The organism is Methylobacter sp. Wu1, assembly GCF_036553575.1.
Taxonomy (GTDB): Bacteria; Pseudomonadota; Gammaproteobacteria; order Methylococcales; family Methylomonadaceae; genus Methylobacter.
The window spans coordinates 107,389-128,853 of record NZ_JAZHOC010000050.1; the positions used below are offsets into that span (position 1 = coordinate 107,389).

A 21,465-nucleotide genomic window follows, 5' to 3' on the forward strand; every position below is an offset into this window, starting at 1 on the left:
CCGGATCTGGTTCGGACATCAGGTCTGAGGCTGTCCTAAGGTTCTCTCAGGCGTTCGGCCCCGCGCTCCATGTCGCATTGAAACACGACGTCCCGCATCGGCTCCAGCGTTTGAGGCCGCATCGCCGCAGCCTCCGCAGCAGAGATGAGCGTCCTCCATATTTACGAGGACCTCAGGTTGGCTTGACGGTTCCATTTTTCACCTCCGAGTGTTGATTGGGAATAAAGGAGGATTCTGTTGCGTTAATTTCTATCGATCGCAACTTGGTGCCGAATTGGTTTTAGGCGGCCAATGAATAAAATTGTCCTGTCGCGGATCGATTTTGGCTATCGCCCAAGCCCTTCCCTCTGGCCGTTCTTGATCCTATACATCAGCTAGATATCTTGCAGAGCGAACTGGCCGAACGACAAGATTGGAAGCCGAGTATCGGTCGAATAATGCGTTTGATGGCCCCGCTGGTCTTGTTCGAAGAAATTGTTCCTTGTCTACAGCACGGTAGAGATAGCGCCACCGGTCCTTGATGTCGGTTTCGTCCATCCTCCAACTCTTACCGGCTGAACGCTTGCGATCTTTCCTGAAAGAGGTCTCCAGTTGAGGCGTGGACTTTTGGATTCAGCAGTAAATACTGGAAGGGTCAACTTCGACGCCGCACTCCACCATCATTTCTTCCAGATTTCGATAGCTCAGCGGGCAAACCAAATACCGGCGGACACAAGTCAGGATTATCCTGTTCAAATCCGCGGCCTTTGAAGGCAATCGTGTTTGAGCAGTGCTTTCTATTGGCATAAAGGTAATTTACCTGAACCTATAGCTCTCCAGCTAATGCGACAGAATCGCTTTATTACCCTGATCAACCGGAATCTCCTGTATCTCGCCATCATCATTTATTTTCAAATTGACAGGCCGTCCATCAATCTTTCCCGTCAATAAGAAATAACGCGTCTTGACGATTTCCACTTCGTCAACTTTGAGATTGGGGTAGCGTCGGTTCACTTGCGTCATGACAGGGAACGGTATGTCAAAAAGGGGCGCTTCTTTTGCCATTTTCATCATTTCGCCATCGGCAGCGACGATCATATCCGTCTCGATAAAATCTTTATTATTGACTGTCTTGGTGCTTTTGATTTCAAACTTGACGTAGCCATCATCAGCTATTCTTGCAATTGAGGTTATATCTTTTTGCTCAATGATGCGGGAGACCGTATTTCGTACGGCTTCAGGAAGTGCGTTGAATTCGATTTCAGTACGCTCTTCGGCGGCAAGCGCTACAATGGAAATTAAGCTGAACATAATCAAACCATATTTTTTGTAGTTCATTAGATTCTCCGGTTGATAGCATTGCTATTGACACAAAGGACCAAAGCCTTCGATTTTAGAATTGCCTTAATTTAAGTGTCTGAAGTCCACTGCGGCCTGGCAGGGTCGCATAAACTATGCGGTGCGAATCCTTTTATAGATTCGTCCACCAATGGTCGCAAATTTCCATGAACTCATTCGCAGTTACCGTGAGCCGGTCGCATTCATTTTGATATTTCATAATGGCACACCACGCGGAAAAACACCTGTTTTCCGTCATCTCAGAAGTCGATTATCACATCGGCCTGACTGCCTCCCCGGTTTTGCATGCTCTCCAATCACGCTAGAATATGCTAGAAATTAAAGGATCTTTTTCACAAAAGTGTCTCCAGGTATTCTTTTAAAACTGCAACATTATTGAGCATGGTTTCCTTAGAGCCAAACAGAAGAGTGGCTTTTTTATTTCCGATTTTAGCGATAAGTTCCTGTACTGACTCAGGATTGTTCTGTAATTCAATGAGGTATTTACGCTTGAACTCAGGCCACTTTTCCTGCTCATGATGATACCAACGACGAAGCTCACTTGAGGGCGCCACCTCCTTAGCCCAGAAATCGATCTTGGCGTCTGCCTTTGAAAGGCCACGTGGCCATAGACGATCAACCAGGATGCGCAGTCCGTCAATATCCGCCGGCGGCTCGTAAACCCGTTTAAGTTGAAGTCTCATCTTTGCTCCTCCATATTAGAATAGCTATCGTCTATCCGGGATTTCCGGCGGAGCAGGTGCATGCCTCTATTATGCTTACCCCATGCCAAAGCACTCCTGCCAACCGCTTGCGAAGCGCCAAGAGTAGTTCGGTTTCAAACCATGGATTTCGTCAAATCCAGAGGTTGTTTCTTGGGCTTGGACACGGGAGAGAAATGAGCTTCGACCAATAATTTTTGCCATAACATGGGGGCTTCATTGACCTGTAAATTCGTTTTCTCCAGCTAATAGGCGTGCCTACTACTCGCGCATCAAAGTAAGTTTAAGACGATCAAAACAGTCAAAAATTCCCTGGCCATGGTTGCGGCGATTCTGCGGATAAACCCTGCTAATACGACAATCCAGGCGGAGAGACTCGCGCAGTAAAAGAACCAGTGGACAGGACGCAGAATGGATATCTCCATGGCCGCAGCCATTTCGTAAGTGCACGTCGAATACATTCCCAGCGGGAACACCATGCTCCAGTAGCCTGCATCGTAAGCGATCGGAAATCCCTTGTAGACATAGCGCCAGAATGAAAGAATGATGATGAACGGAATCCACCAGGTGCCGAAGGCCCAGGAAAGCAGGGTCATTCCCTTAAGAAATGGAATTATATTCTGCAGCCAGGGGATATTCGATGAATGTAAAATCGGCGTCGCTCCTGCCAGGGTAGTAATTGCGGCGGCGCCCATGTTTATCCAATAAGACGGCACAAATTCTTCTGGTTCAAGCGGCAGTAATATCAGCCGATATATAATTAACAAAATTATCAGAAAATAAAGTACGCATCCAAGCAAGTACAACGTCAGCGAGGAAAAGACCAGCACCTCTTGCCGGGCTGCAAGCCAAGGCGCAAGCATCATTGCAAGAACCGCCACGGATTGCGTGGCGACAGCCACCATGAGCCAACTGCCGTTCATGACCGTTAAGTTCAATGCCGATTCACGTATCACCAAGGCGGTGAGCATGCCGTATATCAGCACGATCCATAAAAAAAATCCCGTGATCCACAGAGCGAAGCCCATTTCATAATTCTGGTCGAATAGGGCGAATTGAACGCCCAGGATATCGGTGCCGGCCACGGTGGTCAGAAACGCCGGCGCTAACGCAGGATTTGTCAGATCTGCAATTGCCCTTGACGGATAAACGATGCAACGAGCAAGACTGAGTACGGATAACGCAATATATGCCGCTTGATTTAGAAGAAACAATAATCCGGCGACCGCCTGCTCCTCTTGTAGATGCGCACTAATCGAGACGATGCCCGTTGCCATGACCAAGGCGAAATAACCGGGGAACAGTTCCTTTATGCACTGGGCTATGAGCCTTCCAGCCTTTACCATCCGCATTTACGCCGGGAGGGCTGAATGGGGTTTATTTTGGCATAATCCTGCCGGACCTCGTCCACCTGTCGTTCGGTCAGGCCATGCGCGCTCGATGACTGCGTCCAGAGCATCCATTCATGGGTTTCAGCAGGATAGGCGTCTTCCTTGCCGAGGAATTGCGGGGAACGAAAACAGTAATGCTCTGCCATGACGATTTCTCCATAAATGTCGCCTAGGAAAAGACGAGAAATTATCGACGCCGTTGAAGTAGCCTCTATAAGGCCAGAACAAAGACCGGTTCAACCATTAACGCAACAGAGCCTTGAGCCCAGCTAAGGTACTGGGCTGTCGTGTTGCAAAAGGCTCAGAGCCGCCCTGGCAAAGCCTCAGGCTCGAAAGGTCCGGGTTCAGCGATCAGATCCCGGGCGGCTCCGACCTTCTCCCAGACGTTCCACAACAGGACGCCGCGCACCCGGCGATCCTGCCGATAGTAAATTACCCCTTTCTGGTAAGGAGTCGACCAGTCCGGGATTGTTTCCAGTCGGGAATCGACAAGGCCAATGGCTTCGTAGCCCAACTCGAACAGATCGGAGTAGAAGTAAGGGAGGTAATGATAAGGAGTCGTTTCGCCAGCCATGTTGCGGCCTGCATAACGGCCCATGGTGAGCGCATTGTTTTCGTGCTCGACCCGGATGCGCCGGCCGAGCGCCGGGTTGTAGAAATTAGCCACGTCGCCCGCCGCATAGACAGCCGGATTTCCTGCCCGCAAGTACTCATCCACCACGATGCCGTTGTCCACCGGAAGTCCCGCGTTTTGGGCGAGAGCGGTGTTCGGCTCGATGCCGATTCCCGCTACCACGCCATCCACCAGGATCGACTTTTCCGTGCCTGTCCGACCATCGCGGACGCTCAGTCTGAGCTCTTCTCCTTGCCGCGTCAGGTCGGTGGCCAGAGAGCCGGGCAGCACTTTCTCCTGATAGTACTGATTCAGAAACTGGCTCAGCTCATGAGGAAACATGCGAGCGCCAATGCCTTCCCCAGGAAATAGCATCACCACATCTTTGCCGTTCATGGCCAAGGCAGCGGCGATCTCAGAGCCGATAAATCCGCCACCGATCACGGCAAAGCGCTGTTTGCCTTTGCATAGGGTCCGCAGTTTTTGGTAATCGTCCAGCGTGCGATAATAGAGAATATCGTCGCCTCCGAAGGGAAAGCGCCGCGGAGAGCCGCCCGTAGCCAGAAGCAGTTTTTCGAAGGAACGGGCATTGCCCTGGTCGTCAATAATGCGCTTGTTCGACAGATCCAGGGTTTGGACGATTCGCCCGAGGTGCAGGTCGACATCCAGTGTCTCGGTCTTGCGCCAAATGCTTTCCAGGGGTTTTCCTCGCCAAAGTTTCTTCGATAGCGGTGGCCGGTCATAAGGCGGGTGAGGCTCCTGGCCGATCACGCCTATTGAACCTTTCGTATCGACCTCCCGGATTCCGCGGACGGCCGCATCGGCAGTCATGCCGCCGCCGATGATGAGGTAGTTGTAGTGTGTCATCTGAATCACTCCTCTTCATGAGCGCTAAAAAGCGCTCAAAAAATACCAGCGTCATTTCCGCACTTCCGCACCTCAATGGCTGCCAGATTAGCAATCTCCTCATCCTTGGGGTAGACAGCGATGCTGTGCATCATGGGAAAATTTCGAGCTTTACCTCGATAGGCTCTCCGTGAGCTAGCAAGATAAACTGCCTCCTGTCCGGCAAGGTCCGGATGTTTCATCATGGCGGTTGCCTCGCTTGGGAGAGGCTTGTATTCAGCGCCATGGCCGCTTTTTCCTCACAACATCCATAGCCTGGAGCCTCCTGACTCAAACTTTTCAAGCAAGCGCTCACTCGCTCACCTTGGCGTGAAAACCGGCAGCATTGAGTGCCCTGAGCAGCAGCAAGCGGCTGAACAGCATCAGTCCGCTGTCTTCCTGGAACAGGCCATCAAATATTTTGTCGCTGACGTTGGGCCAGGTCCCTGAAAGTTTCTGCACAAATATTCCCGCCGGCTCCACTAGGGGCACAAGTGAATTCGACCCTACAAATCAATATTGTTAAACCCCATGAATCAGATTCATCAGATGTATGGGATCAACGCCCAGCCAGACCAGCAGCAGCGTCAATAAGACCAGCGCAGCTAAGGACATTCTGGCCAAAGCCGCTTCGCGACCTGCATAATTGCCCGGTTCCTGGCTGATCGACATGACCACGATGACCCTCAGGTAGTAATAAAGCCCCAGTCCGCTGCCGATAATCAGCACAACCAGCATTCCCCATAGCTGGGCGTCGGCGCCGGCGGCGAAAATATAGAATTTGCCGATAAAGCCGGCCGTCAGCGGAATGCCGGCCAACGACAGCAGCATGAACGTGAAAACCGTCGCCAGCCCCGGCCGGCGCCAGAAAAGCCCTCGATAGCTCGACAGTTCCACCGCCTCGGCCTGCGGCGTAGACAAAAGCGATACGACACCGAACGCGCCCAGAGTAGTCATGAAATAAGCCGCCAGATAAAAAATGACGGATTCGACGATGAAGTCCGACTCGATGTTGCCGCCGGCGATAAAAGCGATCAGCAGATAACCCATGTGCGCGATGGATGAATAGGCCAGCATGCGCTTGACGTTATCCTGCAGCAGCGCCAGCACATTACCGAGCAGAATGGACAGGACAGCCATGACGGTGATAACCGTCATCATCGAAACATAGGAATAACCGCCGCCGCTGAGGAAAAAACGCAGCAGCAGGAGGAAAACGGCACCTTTCGAGACCGTGGCGATAAAAGCCGTGACAGGCGCCGGCGCGCCTTCGTAGACATCCGGCGTCCACATATGGAACGGCGCCAGCGACAGCTTGAACCCAACCCCGGCCACGATGAAAACGATGCCCGTCAACACCATGGCATTAAATATTTCCTGCTCGGCCAGATACTGTTCGATGCCGCTGAAACTGAGCTGTCCGCATTCCGAATAAATCAGCGCCATGCCCATCAGCAGCAAGGCTGAGGATACGCCCGACAACACCAGATATTTAGTCGCCGCTTCCAGTGATCGCGATTGCCCCAACGCATAACCGACCAGCACGAACAAAGACACGCTGAGCGTTTCCAGGCCAATGAAAAAAGTGGCGAAATGGCTCGCCGTCACCAGTACGCAGCCGCCCAACAGCGCAGTCAGTATCAGAAACAGCAACTCCTCGTTCTCGCCTTCGCGATCCTTGAAATAGTCGTAACAAAAGACAATAACAACCAGGCCCGCCAGCAAAAGCAGCGCCATGGCGAAAAGACCGTAAGCATCCACCCGGACGAGAGACGTCACATAAACAGGACTGTGCCACCCTGCGGCCATCAATGCCAGCAGAGAAACAAGAACGCCAAGGCCGGCCACCAGACAGGTCAGTGCGAAATGGCGCCTGATGGCGATAGTCAGCATCACGATTACCGCCGATGCGGCAATGCAAATAACGGGCAAAAAAGCGATCAATTGGCTACTGTTCATCGGTCGATTCCGTAACGGCAGAACTTTGCATGGCCTGTTGCAATGAGGGCTCTGTTGTCTCCAGCACCTTATGAGGATGCAGCCCCAGCCAGACGCTGGCGACCACCAGCAGGCCCATGGCAACCCTATCCCGGCGGCCGAAATCGGCTATAGGGTGCGGCAACCGCAGCGGGCCATAAAAAGCTTTCTGCATGATGATCAGGGCATAAACCGGAGAAAGGATCATGACCAGCGCTGCCAGAGCCGTCAATGCCATGCTGACCTTGAAAGCGCCCAGCAATACCAGAAACTCGCCCAGGAAATTGCCCAGCCCCGGCAAGCCCAGCGAAGCGATGGCGAAGAACAGGGTCATAGCCGACAAATGCGGCACGGCGGCCCAAAGCCCGCCCATGCTGCCCATCTGGCGCGTATGCAAGCGTTCCTGCAAGGCGCCGGCGATCATGAACAGGGCCGCTGCACTGATGCCGTGCGCCAGCATGGTCATGACCGCCCCTTGCAATGCCAACAGATTCCAGGCAAACACGCCCAGCAACACAAAGCCCATGTGGCTGACGCTGGTATAGGCGATCAATCGTTTCAGATCGGATTGCGCGAACGCCATCATGGCCGCATAGAGCACGCTGACGGCGCCCAATGCCATCGCGATCGGCGCAAACCGATGCGATGCGTCGGGAAACAGTGGCACGACAAAGCGCAGCAAGCCATAAGCGCCGGTTTTCAGCATGACGCCGGCCAGGATCACACTGCCGCCGGTCGGCGCCTGCGTATGTGCATCCGGCAGCCAAGTATGAAACGGAACCGACGGCAACTTGACCGTAAACGCGACAAAAAAGCCCAACATCAGCCAGAATGCCACATCCGCATCGAGGGGCATGCCCAGCAGCTTAAAATAATCGAAGCTGTAAACGCCCGTGTATCCATGGTAAATCAAGGCCAATACTATGATGGCCGTCAGCATCAGCAGGCCGCTTACCTGCGTGAAAATCACGAATTTGATGGCTGCCGCCGTTCGGTCTTCGTGCCCCCAGATACTGATCAGAAAGTACATCGGGATGATCATGACCTCCCAGCTGAAAAAGAACAGGAACAGATCCAACGCCAGAAAAACACCTACGGTCCCAGCCAGGCACATCAATAAATTGAAGTAAAAGAACCCCTGCCGATGCCTGATCTCCGTCCAGGAGCTGCTGACCGCCATGAATCCAAGCACAACAGTCAACATGACCAGCGATAGGCTAAGCCCGTCCATGGCCAGATGAAAACCGATGCCGAAACGCGAAATCCACGGCCACTTCAAATCGGCTATCCAGACCGATGATTGATCGGCAGCCAGCGCATACTGTACAAGCATCAGCACAAACTCCAGCGCCAGCGCCGCCAAGGCAATCCAGCGCGGAGCCGCAGGATTCCAGCGCTCGGAAATAAAAGCCGCCAGTCCGCCAAAAAACAAAACGGCAATCAGCGCCAGCAGCATCATGACAGCAGCCCTATCGCAATGATCAGCACGGCGCCCCAGCCCATCGATACCGCATACCAGCGCAGCCGCCCGATCTGCGAGGCGCTGGCCAGGTAATGGAGATTCAGGCTGCGCCTGGCTATGGCGGCATAGACCGCATCCACCACATCATTTTTATTAAATCCGGCAATGGCTTTGAAAGGCCGGATCAGCACTGCGTTATAAAGGCTATCCAGCCCCCAACCGTTAAACCACCAGCGCTGCAAGCCTTGCATCCACCCGGAGGAAACCAGCCTTTGCGCCGAAAAAGCGCCGATCAGGTAAAACAATGCCGCAATCGCCAGGCCGGCCACCGGCGCGGCAATGGTCAAGCCGCACACGGCATCGCAACCTTTATGAACCCGAATGGTTTCGGGAAACACCGAATCCAGCGGTATCCGCAACAATCCTCCCAACAACGCCAGCGCGCTCAATACAACCAGCGGCAGCGCCATGCGCCAGCCGATGCCCTGCTTGACTTCATGACGTTCGGGACCGAAAAACACCACGAACACCAAACGAAAACTGTATATGCCCGTGATCAGCGCGCCAAGGCAAGCGGCCGCCCACAGGCCGGGCGAGACTGCGAAAGTCTCCAGCAGAATATCGTGCTTGCTGTAATAGCCGGACGTAAGCGGCAACGCGGCCAGCGCGGCGCTGCCGATCATAAAGCTCCAGAAAGCGACCGGCATGTCTTTGCGCAGGCCGCCCATACGGAAAATATTGTGCTCATGGTGGAAGCAGAAAATGACCGCCCCTGCGGCAAGGAAAAGCAGCGCCTTGAAAAAAGCATGCGTCATCAAATGAAAAATGGCCGCCGACCAGGCGCCGACGCCCAGCCCCAGAAACATATAACCGATCTGGCTGATCGTCGAATAAGCCAGGATGCGCTTGATGTCGGTCTGGACCAGCGCCGAGCAGCCGGCTATCAACAACGTTATCGTGCCGACCAGCGCAACGGCATACTGCACGGCAGGCGCCAGTATAAACAGATCATGCATCCTGGCGATCAGGTAGACGCCCGCCGTCACCATGGTGGCGGCATGGATCAGCGCACTGACCGGCGTGGGGCCGGCCATCGCATCCGGCAGCCAGGTTTGCAGCGGCAATTGCGCAGACTTGCCGACCGCGCCGCCCAGCAGCAGCGCCGAGGCCGCAACAGGCAGCCAGCTTCCTTCCTGCCATTGCCCTGAAGCCCGCAAGACAGATTGAATATCCAGCGTATGCAGTTGCGTAAACAGCAGGAACAGGCCGATCGCCAGCGACGTATCGCCGACCCGCGTCATCACGAAGGCCTTGCGCGCCGCATAGCCGTTGTCCGGATTCTCATACCAGAAGCCGATCAGCAGATAGCTGCCGAGCCCTACACCTTCCCAGCCCAGATAGAGCATTACCAGATTGTCCGCCAGCACCAGCACCAGCATGGCGCCGACAAACAGATTCATGTAGGCGAAAAAGCGTGCATAACTGGCATCGTCTGCCATGAAGTCGGCCGAATAAAGATGGATCAGAAAACCGATACCCGTCACGACGAAGAGCATCGTGACGGACAAGGCATCCAGGTAAAAGCCGAAAGGCAGCGACAAGTCGCCGACAGCCATCCACAAGCCCAAAGCCAGCCGGTAAGGCTGCTGATCGCCAGCCAGAAACGCGGCACCGACCAGCGCGGCTACAATAGCCGACAACCCGACCGAGCCGACGCCTACCCAGGCCACCGCCGATCTGGGCAATTTTTCACCGGCCAATGCCAGGATCAAAAATCCAAGCAATGGCAACAACGGCGACAGCCAAAGCCATTCAATCACCTGTCCTCCTTAATATACTGAATAATCAACCGCGAAGGACACCAAGCTGTATGTCATCCATTCTTCGCGCACTTTTATGCCATATGCCATACCAGTGGTAGGCTGGGTTTTATCTTGTGTTCCGCACCAGACAAGCGGAGCATTTAACAATGGTCGTTGTAGGGTACGCACCGCGTACCTTTTTGAAGTCTTGATGAATCGAAAAGTTTTGAAAAAGGTATGCAATGCATACCCTACAAAGCTTTCATGGTTAAATCGATACCCTACATTCCCCTACCCTTTCATCTCATCCACCGCATCCGCATCCAATGTACGGAAACGGTGAAAAACCTGCATGACCAATCCCAGACCGACTCCGACTTCCGCGGCGGCCAGCGTCAGGATCAGCAAAAACATGATCTGCCCGTCCGCCTGCCCCCAGCGCGACCCGGCCACGACAAACGCCAGGCCCGCCGCGTTGAACATGATTTCCAATGACATCAGGATGAAAATCAGATTGCGCCGCACCAGCACGCCGACCAGTCCCAGCGCAAACAGCACGGCGGATAACGACAATCCATACGCCATCGGAATTCCGCTCATAGCACTCTCCTTTTTGCCATCAAGGGCTTGCCGAGATGATAAGCGCCTACCAATCCAGCCAGCAGCAGCATCGACGCCAGTTCCACCGCCAGCAGATAAGGACCGTACAAGGCGATCCCGACCTGTTTGGAATTTACCAACTGCCCGGTTCCTGCATCGTTGCCGGCAATTACCACAAGAACCTCCGCAAACAGAATCAATGCCAGTATCGAGGGACCTATCCAGATGCCCGGCGTCAGCCAGGCGCGCTCCTGACTCGTGGTTTTCTCGCCCTGATTGAGCAGCATGATCACGAAGACGAACATGACCATAATAGCACCGGCGTAAATGATCACTTCCAGCACGGCGGCGAAATGCGCGCCCAGCAGAAAAAACAGGACGCCCACGGCCAGCAGCGACAGAATCAGGTAAAGCAGTCCATGCACAGCGTTCAGTTGCGTGAGCATCATGACCGTAGCAAAGATGGCGACGGCCGATGAGATAGAGAACAGCACCATTTCCATATAACACTCCTTATGGCAACAATGTTTTAACATCGACAGGCGGCGCCTCGTTTTCGGCCTGCCCCTTACCTTTGCCGCCGACCGACATGCCGGCCACGCGGTAAAAATTGTAATCGTGATACTTGCCCGTGCCGTCGATCAGCAAATGCTCTTTTTCATACACCATGTTCTGGCGGTCGTATTCGCACATTTCGAAATCCGGCGTCAGTTGAATCGCACAGGTCGGGCAGGCTTCCTCGCAAAAGCCGCACATGATGCAGCGGGAAAAATTGATGCGAAAAAATGACGGATACCAGCGCCCGTCCTCGTCCTCGGCTTTCTGCAGCGCGATGCAGTCTACCGGACAGGCGACGGCGCACAGATTGCAGGCCACGCAACGCTCCTCGCCGTCCGGATCGCGCGTCAGCACGATGCGTCCCCGGTAGCGCGGATACAACTCCCGCTTCTGGTCGGGATATTCGATCGTATCGGGCTTGGTGAAGGTGTGCTTCAGGACTTCCCATAATGTGCGTAATTGGCTGAACATGATCTCCCCTTATGCGCTGTAAAGCGCTGCGGCGCCGGTAACGAGCAGATTCAACAAAGCTACCGGCAGCATGACTTTCCAGCCGAAGCTCATAAGCTGGTCATAGCGTGGCCGCGGCAACGATCCGCGCACCAGAATGAAAAACAGGATGCCGACAGCGGTTTTCAGGCAGAACCAGACCAGCGGCGGCAGCCAGGGCCCCAGCCAGCCGCCGAAGAATAACGTCACGATCATCGCGGAAGTCAGGGTAATGCCGAGATATTCGCCGACGAAAAACATGCCGAATTTCATGCCTGAATACTCGGTATGAAAGCCGGCGATCAGTTCCTGCTCGGCTTCCGGCAAATCGAGCGGCGCCCGGCGGCTTTCAGCGACGGCCGCGACCATAAACACGACGAAGCCGGCAAACTGGGGCAAAATGAACCAGCCGTCGCGCTGGGCCTCGACGATCTCGCGCAGGTTGAATGTACCGGCCAGCATGACCACGCCCATGATGGAAATGCCCATGAACACTTCATAGCTGACGGTCTGGGCCGCTGCGCGCAGACTGCCCAATAGCGAATATTTGTTGTTGGAGGCATAACCTGCCAGCACGACGCTATAAACCGCCAGAGACGTCAATGCCAGAAAATAGAGCAGCCCGAAATTGAAATCGATAATGCCGACGCCCGGCGCGAACGGAATCACGGCAAAACCGGTCAGCATGGTAATGAAGACAATCGTGGGCGCCAGCACGAACACCAGTTTGTCGGCAAAAGGTGGAATCCAGTCCTCCTTGAAGAACATCTTGATCATGTCCGCCGCGACCTGAAGCAACCCCAGAGGACCGACCCGGTTGGGACCGAGGCGGTCCTGCCAGACAGCCAGCAGCCTGCGCTCTACCCAGATCAGTATCGCTGCCACAAAAATCGTCGACAGCAGGATGCCGATAATATCCGCAGCGCCGCCTAGCCCGGCATTCATAATGACTCCTCCCCGATCGCTTTCTTCAGTATCACTTGATCCGATTGACAGCAGCGTGCGGTTTCCGGCCGGCCTTCGGTTATGCCGAGTAGACCGGCCGGCAGGGTTGGTTCGATGCTCACAGGCAGTACTATGAACGGCCCGCCGGAAATGCAGTGAATTTCGATTCTATCGCCCATCTGGACGCCCAGCATTCCGGCATCCGAAGGATTCAGCGTGGCGCATGGAATCGGCGCGCGCTCGGCCACTGGCGGCGAGCGCAAACTCAGCTCTTCGCTGCCGAAGATATGCGGCAGCAGTACAATGCGCCACTGGCCTTTTATCGGCTTGAAAGGCTCGGGGATATTTTTGAACCAATCGCGCCCGCCTGAGGGTTCAATCAGCCTGACACCGTAATCGCCGTCGCGCAAATGCCCCCCGATCTCATCCTGAAACTTGCTGACCGCCTGATTGGAATTCCAGCCGGGCGCCCAGATAACCGGCTCCAGAGCGGCCGGCACATCGGCTTTCGCGCCTTCCATCGAAAACGCGAACGGCGTTTCCGGATCAGCCGGCTGCCTTGGCTCGCTGACTTTGATGTGAGCCCGCATGGCTGTGCGGCCGCTGTAACGGTGGGGCTGGCGGGGAATCTTCATGCCGTCAACTTTAAAGCTCGCTCCGGGTGCCGCTTCAGTGATCGCTGCAAGCACCGGAAAAGTTTTCGCGCAAGCGGCGGTCAGCGCATCAAAGGTCAAGCCTTCCGTGCCGGCCGACAGCCATTGCCAACTGCTTCGCACAGGCTCCGACGCAGGGTAAACCTGGAAATAACGTTGCGCCCGACCTTCATTATTGACTACTGTGCCGTCGGACTCGGCAAACGTAGCGGCAGGCAACAGCAATGAGGCTTTTTCTGCTGTTCTGCTGTACAGACAGTCGATGACGCCTACTCGCTGTACCGCCTGCAGAAACGCATCAACATCCCGGACTGGAGCGCGCCGGTAGAGATCGTTCTCAAGAATAATCACGCGCCCGACCTCATGGATCCGCTTGAAAGCCTGCCGTAAGCGTTCCCCCCCCATCATGACCAGCCCCAGGCTGTTGCTTTCGGGCACCGTGAAAGTCAATTGCCTGTCTTGTGCCGGCAGCGCCTTGGCTACATTGTAAGCAGCCTCAATGACGGCAAGACTGGCGCTGACGGTGCCCGACACCACCAAGGGCCGTCTGGCCTGCCTTAAATGATCAGCGATGGCAGCGGCCAGCGTGCGGACATCATCATGCAAATCGGCAGGATCAGGCGCTTGGGGATTAAGATTATGCGCAATGGCAAATCCCAGCCTGGCAATGTCTTCCGGACTGCCCCGGTAAGTGGCCGCGGCAGCGTCATCCAGGCGCGTTGCGCAAACGCTGGCGATAAACAGCGGGCTGCAGTGGTCTATCTGCTGCTCTCTGACGGGCTTATCCAGCCAGGGCGCTATTTTCAGATTCCTGGCCTGATCGAATGCAGCATTACGCACCGATTGGCGCAACGACAACGCCAACCTGGGCGCGCTATGGGTCACGTCCTCGCCCAGAATCAGCACGGCATCGGCTTGCTCAACCTCTCGCAATGAAGGAGAACGAATGCCGCCGTTGCGCAGAATATCGGCAATCGCTTCAAGCAGCGACTGCTCAGTGTCGTCCAGGCCCAGAAAGAAGTTTGTCTCGCCCACCCGACTGCGCAGGGCAAAATTGGCTTCCAGCGAGGCGCGAGGCGAGCCGATGCCGATCGTCGTATCGGTCAGCCAATCACGAAGCTTCTGCTCCGCTTCCTCGGCCGTGATATCCATCCGGTCATGGATGCGCGGCTTTAAAATGCGTTCGGAGCTGTTGACGAAGCCGTAGCCGAAGCGCCCCCGGTCGCAGAGGAAATAACCGTTGATCTCGCCGTTATAGCGATTGACGATGCGCCTGAGTTCGCCGTAACGCTCGCCGGGCGAGGTATTGCAGCCCAAACCGCAATGCACGCACACTGACGGCGCCGTTTGCAGATCCCATTTGCGCGTGTAATGCTCGCTGAAAGTCCGGTCGGTGAAAACGCCGGTAGGGCAAACCTCGACCAAGTTGCCGCTGAATTCGTTTTCCAGTACGCCATCCTCGAAGCGGCCGAAATAGACGTTGTTATGAATGCCGAAAACCTGCAAATCGCTGCCGCCGGCATAGTCGTCATAAAAGCGCACGCAGCGGTAACAGGCGATGCAGCGGTTCATTTCATGGTTGATAAACGGGCCGAGATACTGGTTTTTATGCGTGCGCTTTTTGCCGCGATAACGGCGCACCACATGACCGGACATCAGCGTCATGTCCTGCAGATGGCATTCGCCGCCTTCCTCGCACACCGGACAATCGTGCGGATGATTGGTCATCAGCAGCTCGATGTTGTCCTTACGGAATTGCCTCGCCTGTTCGGCCTGAAGGGAGATGCGCATGCCGTCCGTCACAGGTGTCATGCACGCTATCACAAGGCGTCCTCGCTGGTCTTCCGGATTTTGGTATTGCATTACTGCGCATTGTCGGCAGGCGCCTACCGAGCCCAGAGCCGGATGCCAGCAAAAGTAGGTCAGATCAAGGCCCAGGTTCAGGCAGACCGGCAACAGGCTCTCGCCGGCTTCCGCCTGATATTGCACCCCGTCGATTTCAATAGTAGCCATCAGCCTCCCCCTGCGCCGGTGATGTAGCGTTCAAAATCCGCGCGGAAAAATTTCAGCGCGCTCTGCAGCGGCTCCATGGCGCCCGGCGCCAGCGCGCAAAACGTGTTGCCGGGCCCCATCATGCGCGTATGCCGCGACAGGGTGTCGAGATCTTCCGGGCGGCCGCGCCCGTCAATGATGTCCTGCAGCAGCGTGACCGTCCAGGGCAGCCCGTCCCGGCAGGGCGTGCACCAGCCGCAGGATTCCTGCGCGAAGAATTGTTCCAGATTCAGCACCATTTTTACCGGACAGGTCCGGTCGTCGAGGATGATCATGGTACCGGTGCCCATGCGGCTCCCGGCCTTCATGACGGCGTCGTATTCCATGGGCAGGTCCAGCTGTTCGGGCAGCAGGAAATCGGTTGATGCTCCTCCAGGCAGGAGGCCGCGCAGTTTAAAACCGTCCTGCATACCGCCTGCATGGTCTTCCAGAATTTCTCTGATCGGCGTCCCCATGGGCAGTTCCCAGAGCCCGGGGCGTTTGACCCGGCCGCTGGCGCCGAACAGTTTCGTGCCGTGATCGACGCCGCGGCTCAAGCCTTTGTACCAGTCAATCCCGTTACGAATGATATGCGGCACGTTACATAGGGTTTCTATGTTATTGACTACGGTCGGCTTGCCCCAGAGCCCGCTGATGACGGAGAACGGCGGCTTTGTGCGCGGGTGGGCGCGTTTTCCTTCCAGCGAATTGATCAGCGCCGTTTCCTCGCCGCAGATATAGCGCCCGGCGCTGGTATGCAGATGAATCTCCAGGCTGAAATCCGAGTTCAGTACACGCCCGCCCAGATAGCCTTTGGCGCGCGCTTCCTGCAGCGCATGTTCAATGCGCCTTGCGGCCAGATGATATTCGGCGCGCAGGAAAATGTAAGCGACGCTGGCCTGTATGGCGTAGGAAGCGATGATCACGCCCTCGATCAACTGGTGCGGATCTCTCTCCAGCAGCAGCCTGTCCTTGAAAGTGCCCGGTTCCATCTCGTCGCCATTGGCGATCAGGTAGCGGGGCCGCCGCCCGTCATCCATAGGCACCAGGCTCCATTTGAGCCCGGTCGAAAATCCCGCTCCGCCGCGGCCTCTGAGCCCTGAATCCTTGACCCACTGCTGCACTTCTTTCGGCTGCAATTCCGAGAGCGCCCGGCGCAAACCTTGGTAGCCGCCGGTGCTTTCATAATCCGCCAGCGTCGCAAAAAGGCGGTCCGGTCGGATGTTTTGGGTGAGTGGCCTATGCATGTTTTCCATGACTCACCTGCCCAAAATTTCATTAACGGTTTCGTCATTGACATCAAGCCTGAGCTGGTCGCCAACTAGCATGACCGGCGCATGATCACAGGCGCCGAGGCAGACAATCGGCAATATGGTATATTTTCCGTCCGCGGACATCTGGCCTGGTTCGACCTGCAAGCGCCTGCACAAGCTCTCTTTGATCTGGTCCGAACCCATTATCCAGCAGCTGACGCTGTCGCAGTAATGAATAACCGTCTTGCCCACGGGCTGGCGGTAAATAAGATTATAAAAAGTCGCTACGGCTTCCAGCTGCGCCGGCGATATATCCAACAGCTCCGCCACGGCAACAAGGCATTCGTCCGAAACCCACTGCCGGTACTTCTGCACGGTTTTCAGCGCTTCGATGGAGGCGGCCGCCTTGTCCGCATAGTGAGTTATTTCAGCGGTGATCTCCTCTATTTCAACGACAGTCAGCACGGCGGATTTCTCGGTCATATCAGCGGTCCACGTCAGCCATTACAAAATCGATGCTGGCCAGTATCGCGATCAGGTCGGCGATCATCAGCCCCCGGCACATCATCGGGATCATCTGCAGATGCGGGAAAGACGGCGTGCGGATGCGCGTGCGATAAGACATCGTACCGCCATCGCTGGTCAGGTAGTAGCCGTTGAGGCCCTTGGTGGCTTCGACCGTCACGCAAGCCTCGCCTGCCGGAATCACCGGCCCCCAGCTGACATTGAGAAAATGGTCGATCAGGGTTTCTATGTCATGCAGGGTACGCGCTTTGGGCAGCGGCGTGGTCAGCGGATGGTCGGCCTTATGAGGACCCTCCGGCATGTTATTCAAACATTGCTCAATGATACGGACGCTCTGGCGCATTTCTTCGATGCGCACGGCGCAGCGGTCATAGCAATCGCCGTGTTGCGCTGTCGGGATCTCGAACTCGTAGTTCTCATAGCCTGAATAAGGGCGCGCCTTGCGATAATCCCAGGCAAAACCCGTCGCGCGCAGGCTCGGCCCGGTCGCGCTCCAGTCAATGGCTTCGGCGGTGTTGTAAACCCCAACGCCTTGAGTGCGCCGCTTAATCGTACTGTTGTTCATGACCATTTTGTCATACTGATCAAGCCGCGCCGGAAAATAATCGATAAATTCCCGCACCAGCCTGTCCCAGCCGACAGGCAAATCCATGGCCACGCCACCGATACGGAAATAGCTGGAATGCATGCGTGCGCCGCTGATTGCTTCCATGATGTCGAACACTTTCTCGCGATCGATAAACATGTAAAAAATCGGCGACATCTGGCCGATGTCCTGGGCAAATGTGCCATAAAACAGCAGATGACTGGCCAGACGGTAAAATTCGGCAACCATGACCCGGATGACTTGAGCACGTTCCGGTACTTCTATTCCGGCCAGCCGCTCCACGGCCATTACGTAGGGAAAATTATTCATGGAGCCGCCCAGGTAATCCACGCGGTCGGTATAAGGGATATAGGTGTGCCATGACTGGCGCTCGCCCATCTTTTCTGCGCCGCGATGATGGTAGCCGATGTCGGGCACGGCATCGACGATTTCCTCGCCGTCCAGCTGCAGGGCGACACGGAAAACCCCATGTGCGCTCGGGTGATTGGGTCCAAGATTAAGGAACAGAAAATCGCTGTCCACGCCATGCCGTATCATGCCCCATTCCTCGGGCACAAAGCGCAGCGCTTCCTGTTCCCTCGCCTCGCGTTCGTCAGACAGACTATAAGGCTCCATTTCCGTTGCACGGGCCGGATGGTCCTTGCGTAGCGGATGCCCTGCCCAGGTCGGCGGCATCAGGATGCGCCGGAGATTGGGATGGCCTTCAAAAACGATGCCGAACATGTCCCATACCTCACGCTCATACCAGTTGGCCGAAGGCCAGATATCGCAGATAGTCGGCAGAGACAAGCTGTCCTCCGATAAGGCCACCTTGAGGCGCATATCCTCATTGCGATCAAAGGACAGCAGATGATAAACAACCGTATAGGCGCTGGCCGGCAATCCCTGCCGCCGCGTGCGCTGCCGCTCGTCCATGGCCGACAGGTCGAACAGCATGGCGTAGCCGGAAGCCGCTTCTTTTTTCAGGAATCTGAGGAAATCGCGGATGCGCGCTCTGTCGACCCAAAGCGTAGGGATGTTGTCGACTGTCGACTGGAGGACGAAAGCGTCCTCGCCGAACCGGGCAGACAGTTCGCGCACGATCCGGTCAGACATGATCCGGCCCTCTCAACTCTCTGGCGCGCATTCTTTCTTCCGTCAACAAATCGCGGAAGCTGGGCTTGGGTGCCTTGAGCACTGCCTGATCACCGACCACCCAGCTCAACGGCCGCCTTTCCTGGCCGATGGCCTGCTGCAGCAGCATCAAGCCCTGCAGCAAGGCTTCCGGGCGCGGCGGACAGCCCGGCACATAGACATCGACCGGCAGAAACTTGTCCACACCCTGTACGACGCTGTAAATGTCGTACATGCCGCCGGAATTGGCGCAGGAGCCCATGGAAATGACCCAACGCGGCTCCAATAGCTGGTCATAGAGGCGCTTGATGACCGGAGCCATCTTGCGGAAAACTGTGCCCGAAATAACAATCAAATCTGCCTGTCTTGGCGAGCCCCGGATAACCTCGGAGCCGAAGCGGGCAATGTCGTGCCGGCTGGTGAAGGCGGTCGCCATTTCCACATAGCAGCAGGAAAGCCCGAAATTGAACGGCCAGACGGAATTGGCCTGTCCCCAGGCCACCATGTCCTCAAGCTTGGCGAACAGGAAGTTGCGACGCATCGCTTCTTCATAGGTTTGTTGCCCCGGTCTTGGTGCTGTATCGTTCTCGGCTTTGCTCAGATGCCAGTGCATGATTTACTCCCTTAGCCCGGTTTTTTGAATATCAATGCGCTGCCGCCGCGTGCGCCAATCAAGTGCGCCAACAGCCCAGAGATAGGCCAGCGCCGCCAACAATACGACTATGAAGATCAACGCTTCGATAAAGCCTGTCCAACCGGATTCGCGCAAAGCCACTGACCAGGCAAACAGGAACACTGATTCCATATCGAAAATCACGAAAAAGATGGCAAGCAGGTAAAACTGGATGGAGAAGCGGACATGAACATCACCCGCCGGCACGACGCCTGATTCAAACTGTTCGTCGGTATCCCTATTGGCTCTGTGCCGCTGCCCCAGAAAATAAGCGCCGCCGAGCATAATGCCAGTCGCAGCCAGCACGGCTGCAAAATAGATTATGAGAGGAAGAAGATCGCTGGCAAGAGTGGCTTCAATGTTCATCAATGCCTCTGTCAATCAATAAACTAAAAGGTGTGATGCCTCAGTAAATTCAACAAACATCGACATCCGATGATCATTCATGCTCCTTGCATGAATTAAGAGTTGAAAAAAAATTAATGGTTCAAATTGACATTGAAGCCTCGTACGACAATTACAGGCTATCCAAATACCAGCACCGCTTATGCACTTCGGCTGGCAATTGGTTTAAATAAAATGCCTCAACACTGGAACGGCTGAAGGTCAGGAGCTAGATCATATTCGAGCGCACTAAGCACTAAGGTAGTGGAAGCCTTCTTCGAAGCGTAAAGGCGAGAGAGTCAGTGGGCTGCCGGATTTCTTCATCGGTGTCCGTACCGCCGTTCGGCTATTGGCTGTCCTGTATGGCAAGGATTAATTCAGCACTTACTTTCTCAGCATGGGTTTGATATTGCCTGAATTTACCAATGGGCTGAACTAGCGTAAACCTCAAGGAGGCCCGGGTCTAATGTCTAACCTATGGAGCGCCAATCATCAGATAACGCAATTCAGACGAAACTGGACCGATGCGCTAGCTGGCAGCAGGCACAATCTAAACATCCCCACAGGCGGCTGAGTGAACACGTATTACCAAAATACGAAAACATAAATTGATAATTTCAATTCCACTTCTTGAGTTTCTTCCGAGCCGTCCCGAAGTTGCCTAATTGATAAACGGATAATCTGTCTGGAGAGAAAGTAATTACATCAAAAGGTTGGGCGAGCATTTCCTTCAGACGGTCCATAGAGGCGAGCCCAATGGTAATATGTGGATTGAAATTCTTGCCTGTCTGTTTCGGAATAAATGTCGCAACGTAATCTATAGTTGACTGGTTAATGTCAGGTTCTTCTGGCGTTGTAAAAAATGCCTTAGCGGTTCCTGTTTTCACAGTAAAAGGAGTAACTACATTGATCAGTTTCTGTTGCAACTTTAGGAGATCGTCTGTTGGCTCGAGGACAATACTCGCAAGTCCCAAATTCTCCCAGGAAGAATAATGGTACTTGAATGCCTTCAGCTTCCAGTCCCTGACTTTCTCGGTGGTCAGGATTTCTCCAACTGCCGCATAGATTTTTTCGAGGTCTGCTGTGCGAACATACCTCTGCAAAATCGTGATATGTGGTCTGTGGGAAGCGTCTAAAACGAATCCCTTCGGGTAGTCATCAAGCAAGCTGGCATTGGCTGCCTCCGCATACTGAGCCATCGCCGCATCCGGCTCAAGTGCAATGTTGATGGCTGTGATTGGACTCTGTTTTTCACCAGCTGTTGCAATATGGCCGAACAGTGTTCCTAAGCAAATGTCGAGTACAGCAAGAACCTTCATATACCTCAGCATAATCTTTTCCTGTTGAAACTAAACAACCACCCGCTCAAGCGGGTGGGTTCGAATAACGGACTGAAAGTCCGGATACGCGTCGACTAAACGACGCGTCTTAATCCGGCTCCATTTTAAAATTATCGTTTGGGTTA

Annotated in this window: 21 protein-coding genes; all 21 read right to left on the reverse strand. The window is 54.9% G+C overall.

Annotated features, from left to right (window positions below; translation table 11 throughout):
* Nucleotides 1–819: 819 nt before the first annotated feature.
* Nucleotides 820–1,317: a hypothetical protein gene (locus tag V2P20_RS09470; RefSeq protein WP_331817960.1), complete on the reverse strand. Its 498-nt coding sequence runs from the start codon at nucleotides 1,315–1,317 to the stop codon at nucleotides 820–822.
* 353 nt (nucleotides 1,318–1,670) lie between these two features.
* Nucleotides 1,671–2,021 (reverse strand): DUF488 family protein, encoded by a 351-nt coding sequence (locus tag V2P20_RS09475; RefSeq protein ID WP_331817961.1) that lies wholly within the window; start codon nucleotides 2,019–2,021, stop codon nucleotides 1,671–1,673.
* Between the two features lie 290 nt (nucleotides 2,022–2,311).
* Nucleotides 2,312–3,385, reverse strand: a complete 1,074-nt coding sequence (locus tag V2P20_RS09480; RefSeq protein WP_331817962.1) for a tellurite resistance/C4-dicarboxylate transporter family protein — start codon at nucleotides 3,383–3,385, stop codon at nucleotides 2,312–2,314.
* A complete protein-coding gene (locus tag V2P20_RS09485) occupies nucleotides 3,379–3,576 on the reverse strand; it encodes a hypothetical protein (RefSeq protein ID WP_331817963.1) in 198 nt (65 codons plus the stop codon). Before V2P20_RS09485 ends, V2P20_RS09480 begins: the two co-directional genes overlap by 7 nt.
* A 155-nt stretch (nucleotides 3,577–3,731) precedes the next feature.
* Nucleotides 3,732–4,910: an FAD-dependent oxidoreductase gene (locus V2P20_RS09490; protein ID WP_331817964.1), complete on the reverse strand. Its 1,179-nt coding sequence runs from the start codon at nucleotides 4,908–4,910 to the stop codon at nucleotides 3,732–3,734.
* 35 nt (nucleotides 4,911–4,945) lie between these two features.
* A complete protein-coding gene (locus V2P20_RS09495; protein ID WP_331817965.1) occupies nucleotides 4,946–5,134 on the reverse strand; it encodes a hypothetical protein in 189 nt (62 codons plus the stop codon).
* A 106-nt stretch (nucleotides 5,135–5,240) separates the two neighbouring features.
* Nucleotides 5,241–5,390 carry a hypothetical protein gene (locus tag V2P20_RS09500; protein WP_331817966.1) on the reverse strand — a complete coding sequence of 50 codons (150 nt, stop codon included), beginning with the start codon at nucleotides 5,388–5,390 and terminating at the stop codon, nucleotides 5,241–5,243.
* Between the two features lie 60 nt (nucleotides 5,391–5,450).
* Complete coding sequence (locus tag V2P20_RS09505) at nucleotides 5,451–6,887, reverse strand: NADH-quinone oxidoreductase subunit N (RefSeq protein ID WP_331817967.1); 1,437 nt, start codon at nucleotides 6,885–6,887, stop codon at nucleotides 5,451–5,453.
* The gene (locus V2P20_RS09510; protein WP_331817968.1) at nucleotides 6,877–8,364 is read right to left on the reverse strand and encodes an NADH-quinone oxidoreductase subunit M; all 1,488 of its coding nucleotides are present in this window, start codon (nucleotides 8,362–8,364) and stop codon (nucleotides 6,877–6,879) included. The genes V2P20_RS09505 and V2P20_RS09510 overlap by 11 nt, the downstream gene beginning before the upstream one ends.
* Entirely contained in the window at nucleotides 8,361–10,187 is a 1,827-nt protein-coding gene (gene nuoL, locus V2P20_RS09515) for an NADH-quinone oxidoreductase subunit L (protein WP_331817969.1), read from the reverse strand. Before nuoL ends, V2P20_RS09510 begins: the two co-directional genes overlap by 4 nt.
* A 273-nt stretch (nucleotides 10,188–10,460) precedes the next feature.
* Nucleotides 10,461–10,769 (reverse strand): NADH-quinone oxidoreductase subunit NuoK, encoded by a 309-nt coding sequence (gene nuoK / locus V2P20_RS09520; protein WP_194968810.1) that lies wholly within the window; start codon nucleotides 10,767–10,769, stop codon nucleotides 10,461–10,463.
* Entirely contained in the window at nucleotides 10,766–11,272 is a 507-nt protein-coding gene (nuoJ, locus tag V2P20_RS09525; RefSeq protein ID WP_331817970.1) for an NADH-quinone oxidoreductase subunit J, read from the reverse strand. Before nuoJ ends, nuoK begins: the two co-directional genes overlap by 4 nt.
* 10 nt (nucleotides 11,273–11,282) lie before the next feature.
* Nucleotides 11,283–11,798, reverse strand: coding sequence for an NADH-quinone oxidoreductase subunit NuoI (gene nuoI / locus V2P20_RS09530; RefSeq protein WP_331817971.1), 516 nt, complete (start codon nucleotides 11,796–11,798; stop codon nucleotides 11,283–11,285).
* A gap of 9 nt (nucleotides 11,799–11,807) precedes the next feature.
* A complete protein-coding gene (gene nuoH, locus V2P20_RS09535) occupies nucleotides 11,808–12,761 on the reverse strand; it encodes an NADH-quinone oxidoreductase subunit NuoH (protein ID WP_331817972.1) in 954 nt (317 codons plus the stop codon).
* Entirely contained in the window at nucleotides 12,758–15,427 is a 2,670-nt protein-coding gene (gene nuoG, locus V2P20_RS09540; protein ID WP_331817973.1) for an NADH-quinone oxidoreductase subunit NuoG, read from the reverse strand. Before nuoG ends, nuoH begins: the two co-directional genes overlap by 4 nt.
* Nucleotides 15,427–16,701, reverse strand: coding sequence for an NADH-quinone oxidoreductase subunit NuoF (nuoF, locus tag V2P20_RS09545; RefSeq protein ID WP_331817974.1), 1,275 nt, complete (start codon nucleotides 16,699–16,701; stop codon nucleotides 15,427–15,429). Before nuoF ends, nuoG begins: the two co-directional genes overlap by 1 nt.
* Before the next feature lie 3 nt (nucleotides 16,702–16,704).
* The gene (gene nuoE / locus V2P20_RS09550; RefSeq protein ID WP_331817975.1) at nucleotides 16,705–17,181 is read right to left on the reverse strand and encodes an NADH-quinone oxidoreductase subunit NuoE; all 477 of its coding nucleotides are present in this window, start codon (nucleotides 17,179–17,181) and stop codon (nucleotides 16,705–16,707) included.
* A gap of 1 nt (nucleotide 17,182) precedes the next feature.
* Nucleotides 17,183–18,925, reverse strand: a complete 1,743-nt coding sequence (nuoC, locus tag V2P20_RS09555; RefSeq protein WP_331817976.1) for an NADH-quinone oxidoreductase subunit C/D — start codon at nucleotides 18,923–18,925, stop codon at nucleotides 17,183–17,185.
* Nucleotides 18,918–19,556, reverse strand: coding sequence for an NADH-quinone oxidoreductase subunit B family protein (locus V2P20_RS09560; RefSeq protein WP_331817977.1), 639 nt, complete (start codon nucleotides 19,554–19,556; stop codon nucleotides 18,918–18,920). Before V2P20_RS09560 ends, nuoC begins: the two co-directional genes overlap by 8 nt.
* 3 nt (nucleotides 19,557–19,559) lie before the next feature.
* The gene (ndhC, locus tag V2P20_RS09565) at nucleotides 19,560–19,982 is read right to left on the reverse strand and encodes an NADH-quinone oxidoreductase subunit A (RefSeq protein WP_331817978.1); all 423 of its coding nucleotides are present in this window, start codon (nucleotides 19,980–19,982) and stop codon (nucleotides 19,560–19,562) included.
* Between the two features lie 635 nt (nucleotides 19,983–20,617).
* A complete protein-coding gene (locus V2P20_RS09570; protein ID WP_331817979.1) occupies nucleotides 20,618–21,319 on the reverse strand; it encodes a hypothetical protein in 702 nt (233 codons plus the stop codon).
* Nucleotides 21,320–21,465 lie beyond the last annotated feature (146 nt).

Bases quoted from the DNA above. Each gene is read 5' to 3' on its own strand.
- V2P20_RS09470 (WP_331817960.1), bottom strand. From the start codon at position 1,317: ATGAACTACAAAAAATATGGTTTGATTATGTTCAGCTTAATTTCCATT.
- ndhC (WP_331817978.1), bottom strand. From the start codon at position 19,982: ATGAACATTGAAGCCACTCTTGCCAGCGATCTTCTTCCTCTCATAATC.
- V2P20_RS09560 (WP_331817977.1), bottom strand. From the start codon at position 19,556: ATGCACTGGCATCTGAGCAAAGCCGAGAACGATACAGCACCAAGACCG.
- V2P20_RS09485 (WP_331817963.1), bottom strand. From the start codon at position 3,576: ATGGCAGAGCATTACTGTTTTCGTTCCCCGCAATTCCTCGGCAAGGAA.
- nuoH (WP_331817972.1), bottom strand. From the start codon at position 12,761: ATGAATGCCGGGCTAGGCGGCGCTGCGGATATTATCGGCATCCTGCTG.
- V2P20_RS09495 (WP_331817965.1), bottom strand. From the start codon at position 5,134: ATGATGAAACATCCGGACCTTGCCGGACAGGAGGCAGTTTATCTTGCT.
- V2P20_RS09570 (WP_331817979.1), bottom strand. From the start codon at position 21,319: ATGAAGGTTCTTGCTGTACTCGACATTTGCTTAGGAACACTGTTCGGC.
- V2P20_RS09475 (WP_331817961.1), bottom strand. From the start codon at position 2,021: ATGAGACTTCAACTTAAACGGGTTTACGAGCCGCCGGCGGATATTGAC.
- nuoI (WP_331817971.1), bottom strand. From the start codon at position 11,798: ATGTTCAGCCAATTACGCACATTATGGGAAGTCCTGAAGCACACCTTC.
- nuoC (WP_331817976.1), bottom strand. From the start codon at position 18,925: ATGTCTGACCGGATCGTGCGCGAACTGTCTGCCCGGTTCGGCGAGGAC.
- nuoF (WP_331817974.1), bottom strand. From the start codon at position 16,701: ATGGAAAACATGCATAGGCCACTCACCCAAAACATCCGACCGGACCGC.
- nuoJ (WP_331817970.1), bottom strand. From the start codon at position 11,272: ATGGAAATGGTGCTGTTCTCTATCTCATCGGCCGTCGCCATCTTTGCT.
- nuoG (WP_331817973.1), bottom strand. From the start codon at position 15,427: ATGGCTACTATTGAAATCGACGGGGTGCAATATCAGGCGGAAGCCGGC.
- V2P20_RS09490 (WP_331817964.1), bottom strand. From the start codon at position 4,910: ATGACACACTACAACTACCTCATCATCGGCGGCGGCATGACTGCCGAT.
- nuoE (WP_331817975.1), bottom strand. From the start codon at position 17,181: ATGACCGAGAAATCCGCCGTGCTGACTGTCGTTGAAATAGAGGAGATC.
- V2P20_RS09510 (WP_331817968.1), bottom strand. From the start codon at position 8,364: ATGATGCTGCTGGCGCTGATTGCCGTTTTGTTTTTTGGCGGACTGGCG.
- nuoK (WP_194968810.1), bottom strand. From the start codon at position 10,769: ATGAGCGGAATTCCGATGGCGTATGGATTGTCGTTATCCGCCGTGCTG.
- V2P20_RS09480 (WP_331817962.1), bottom strand. From the start codon at position 3,385: ATGGTAAAGGCTGGAAGGCTCATAGCCCAGTGCATAAAGGAACTGTTC.
- V2P20_RS09505 (WP_331817967.1), bottom strand. From the start codon at position 6,887: ATGAACAGTAGCCAATTGATCGCTTTTTTGCCCGTTATTTGCATTGCC.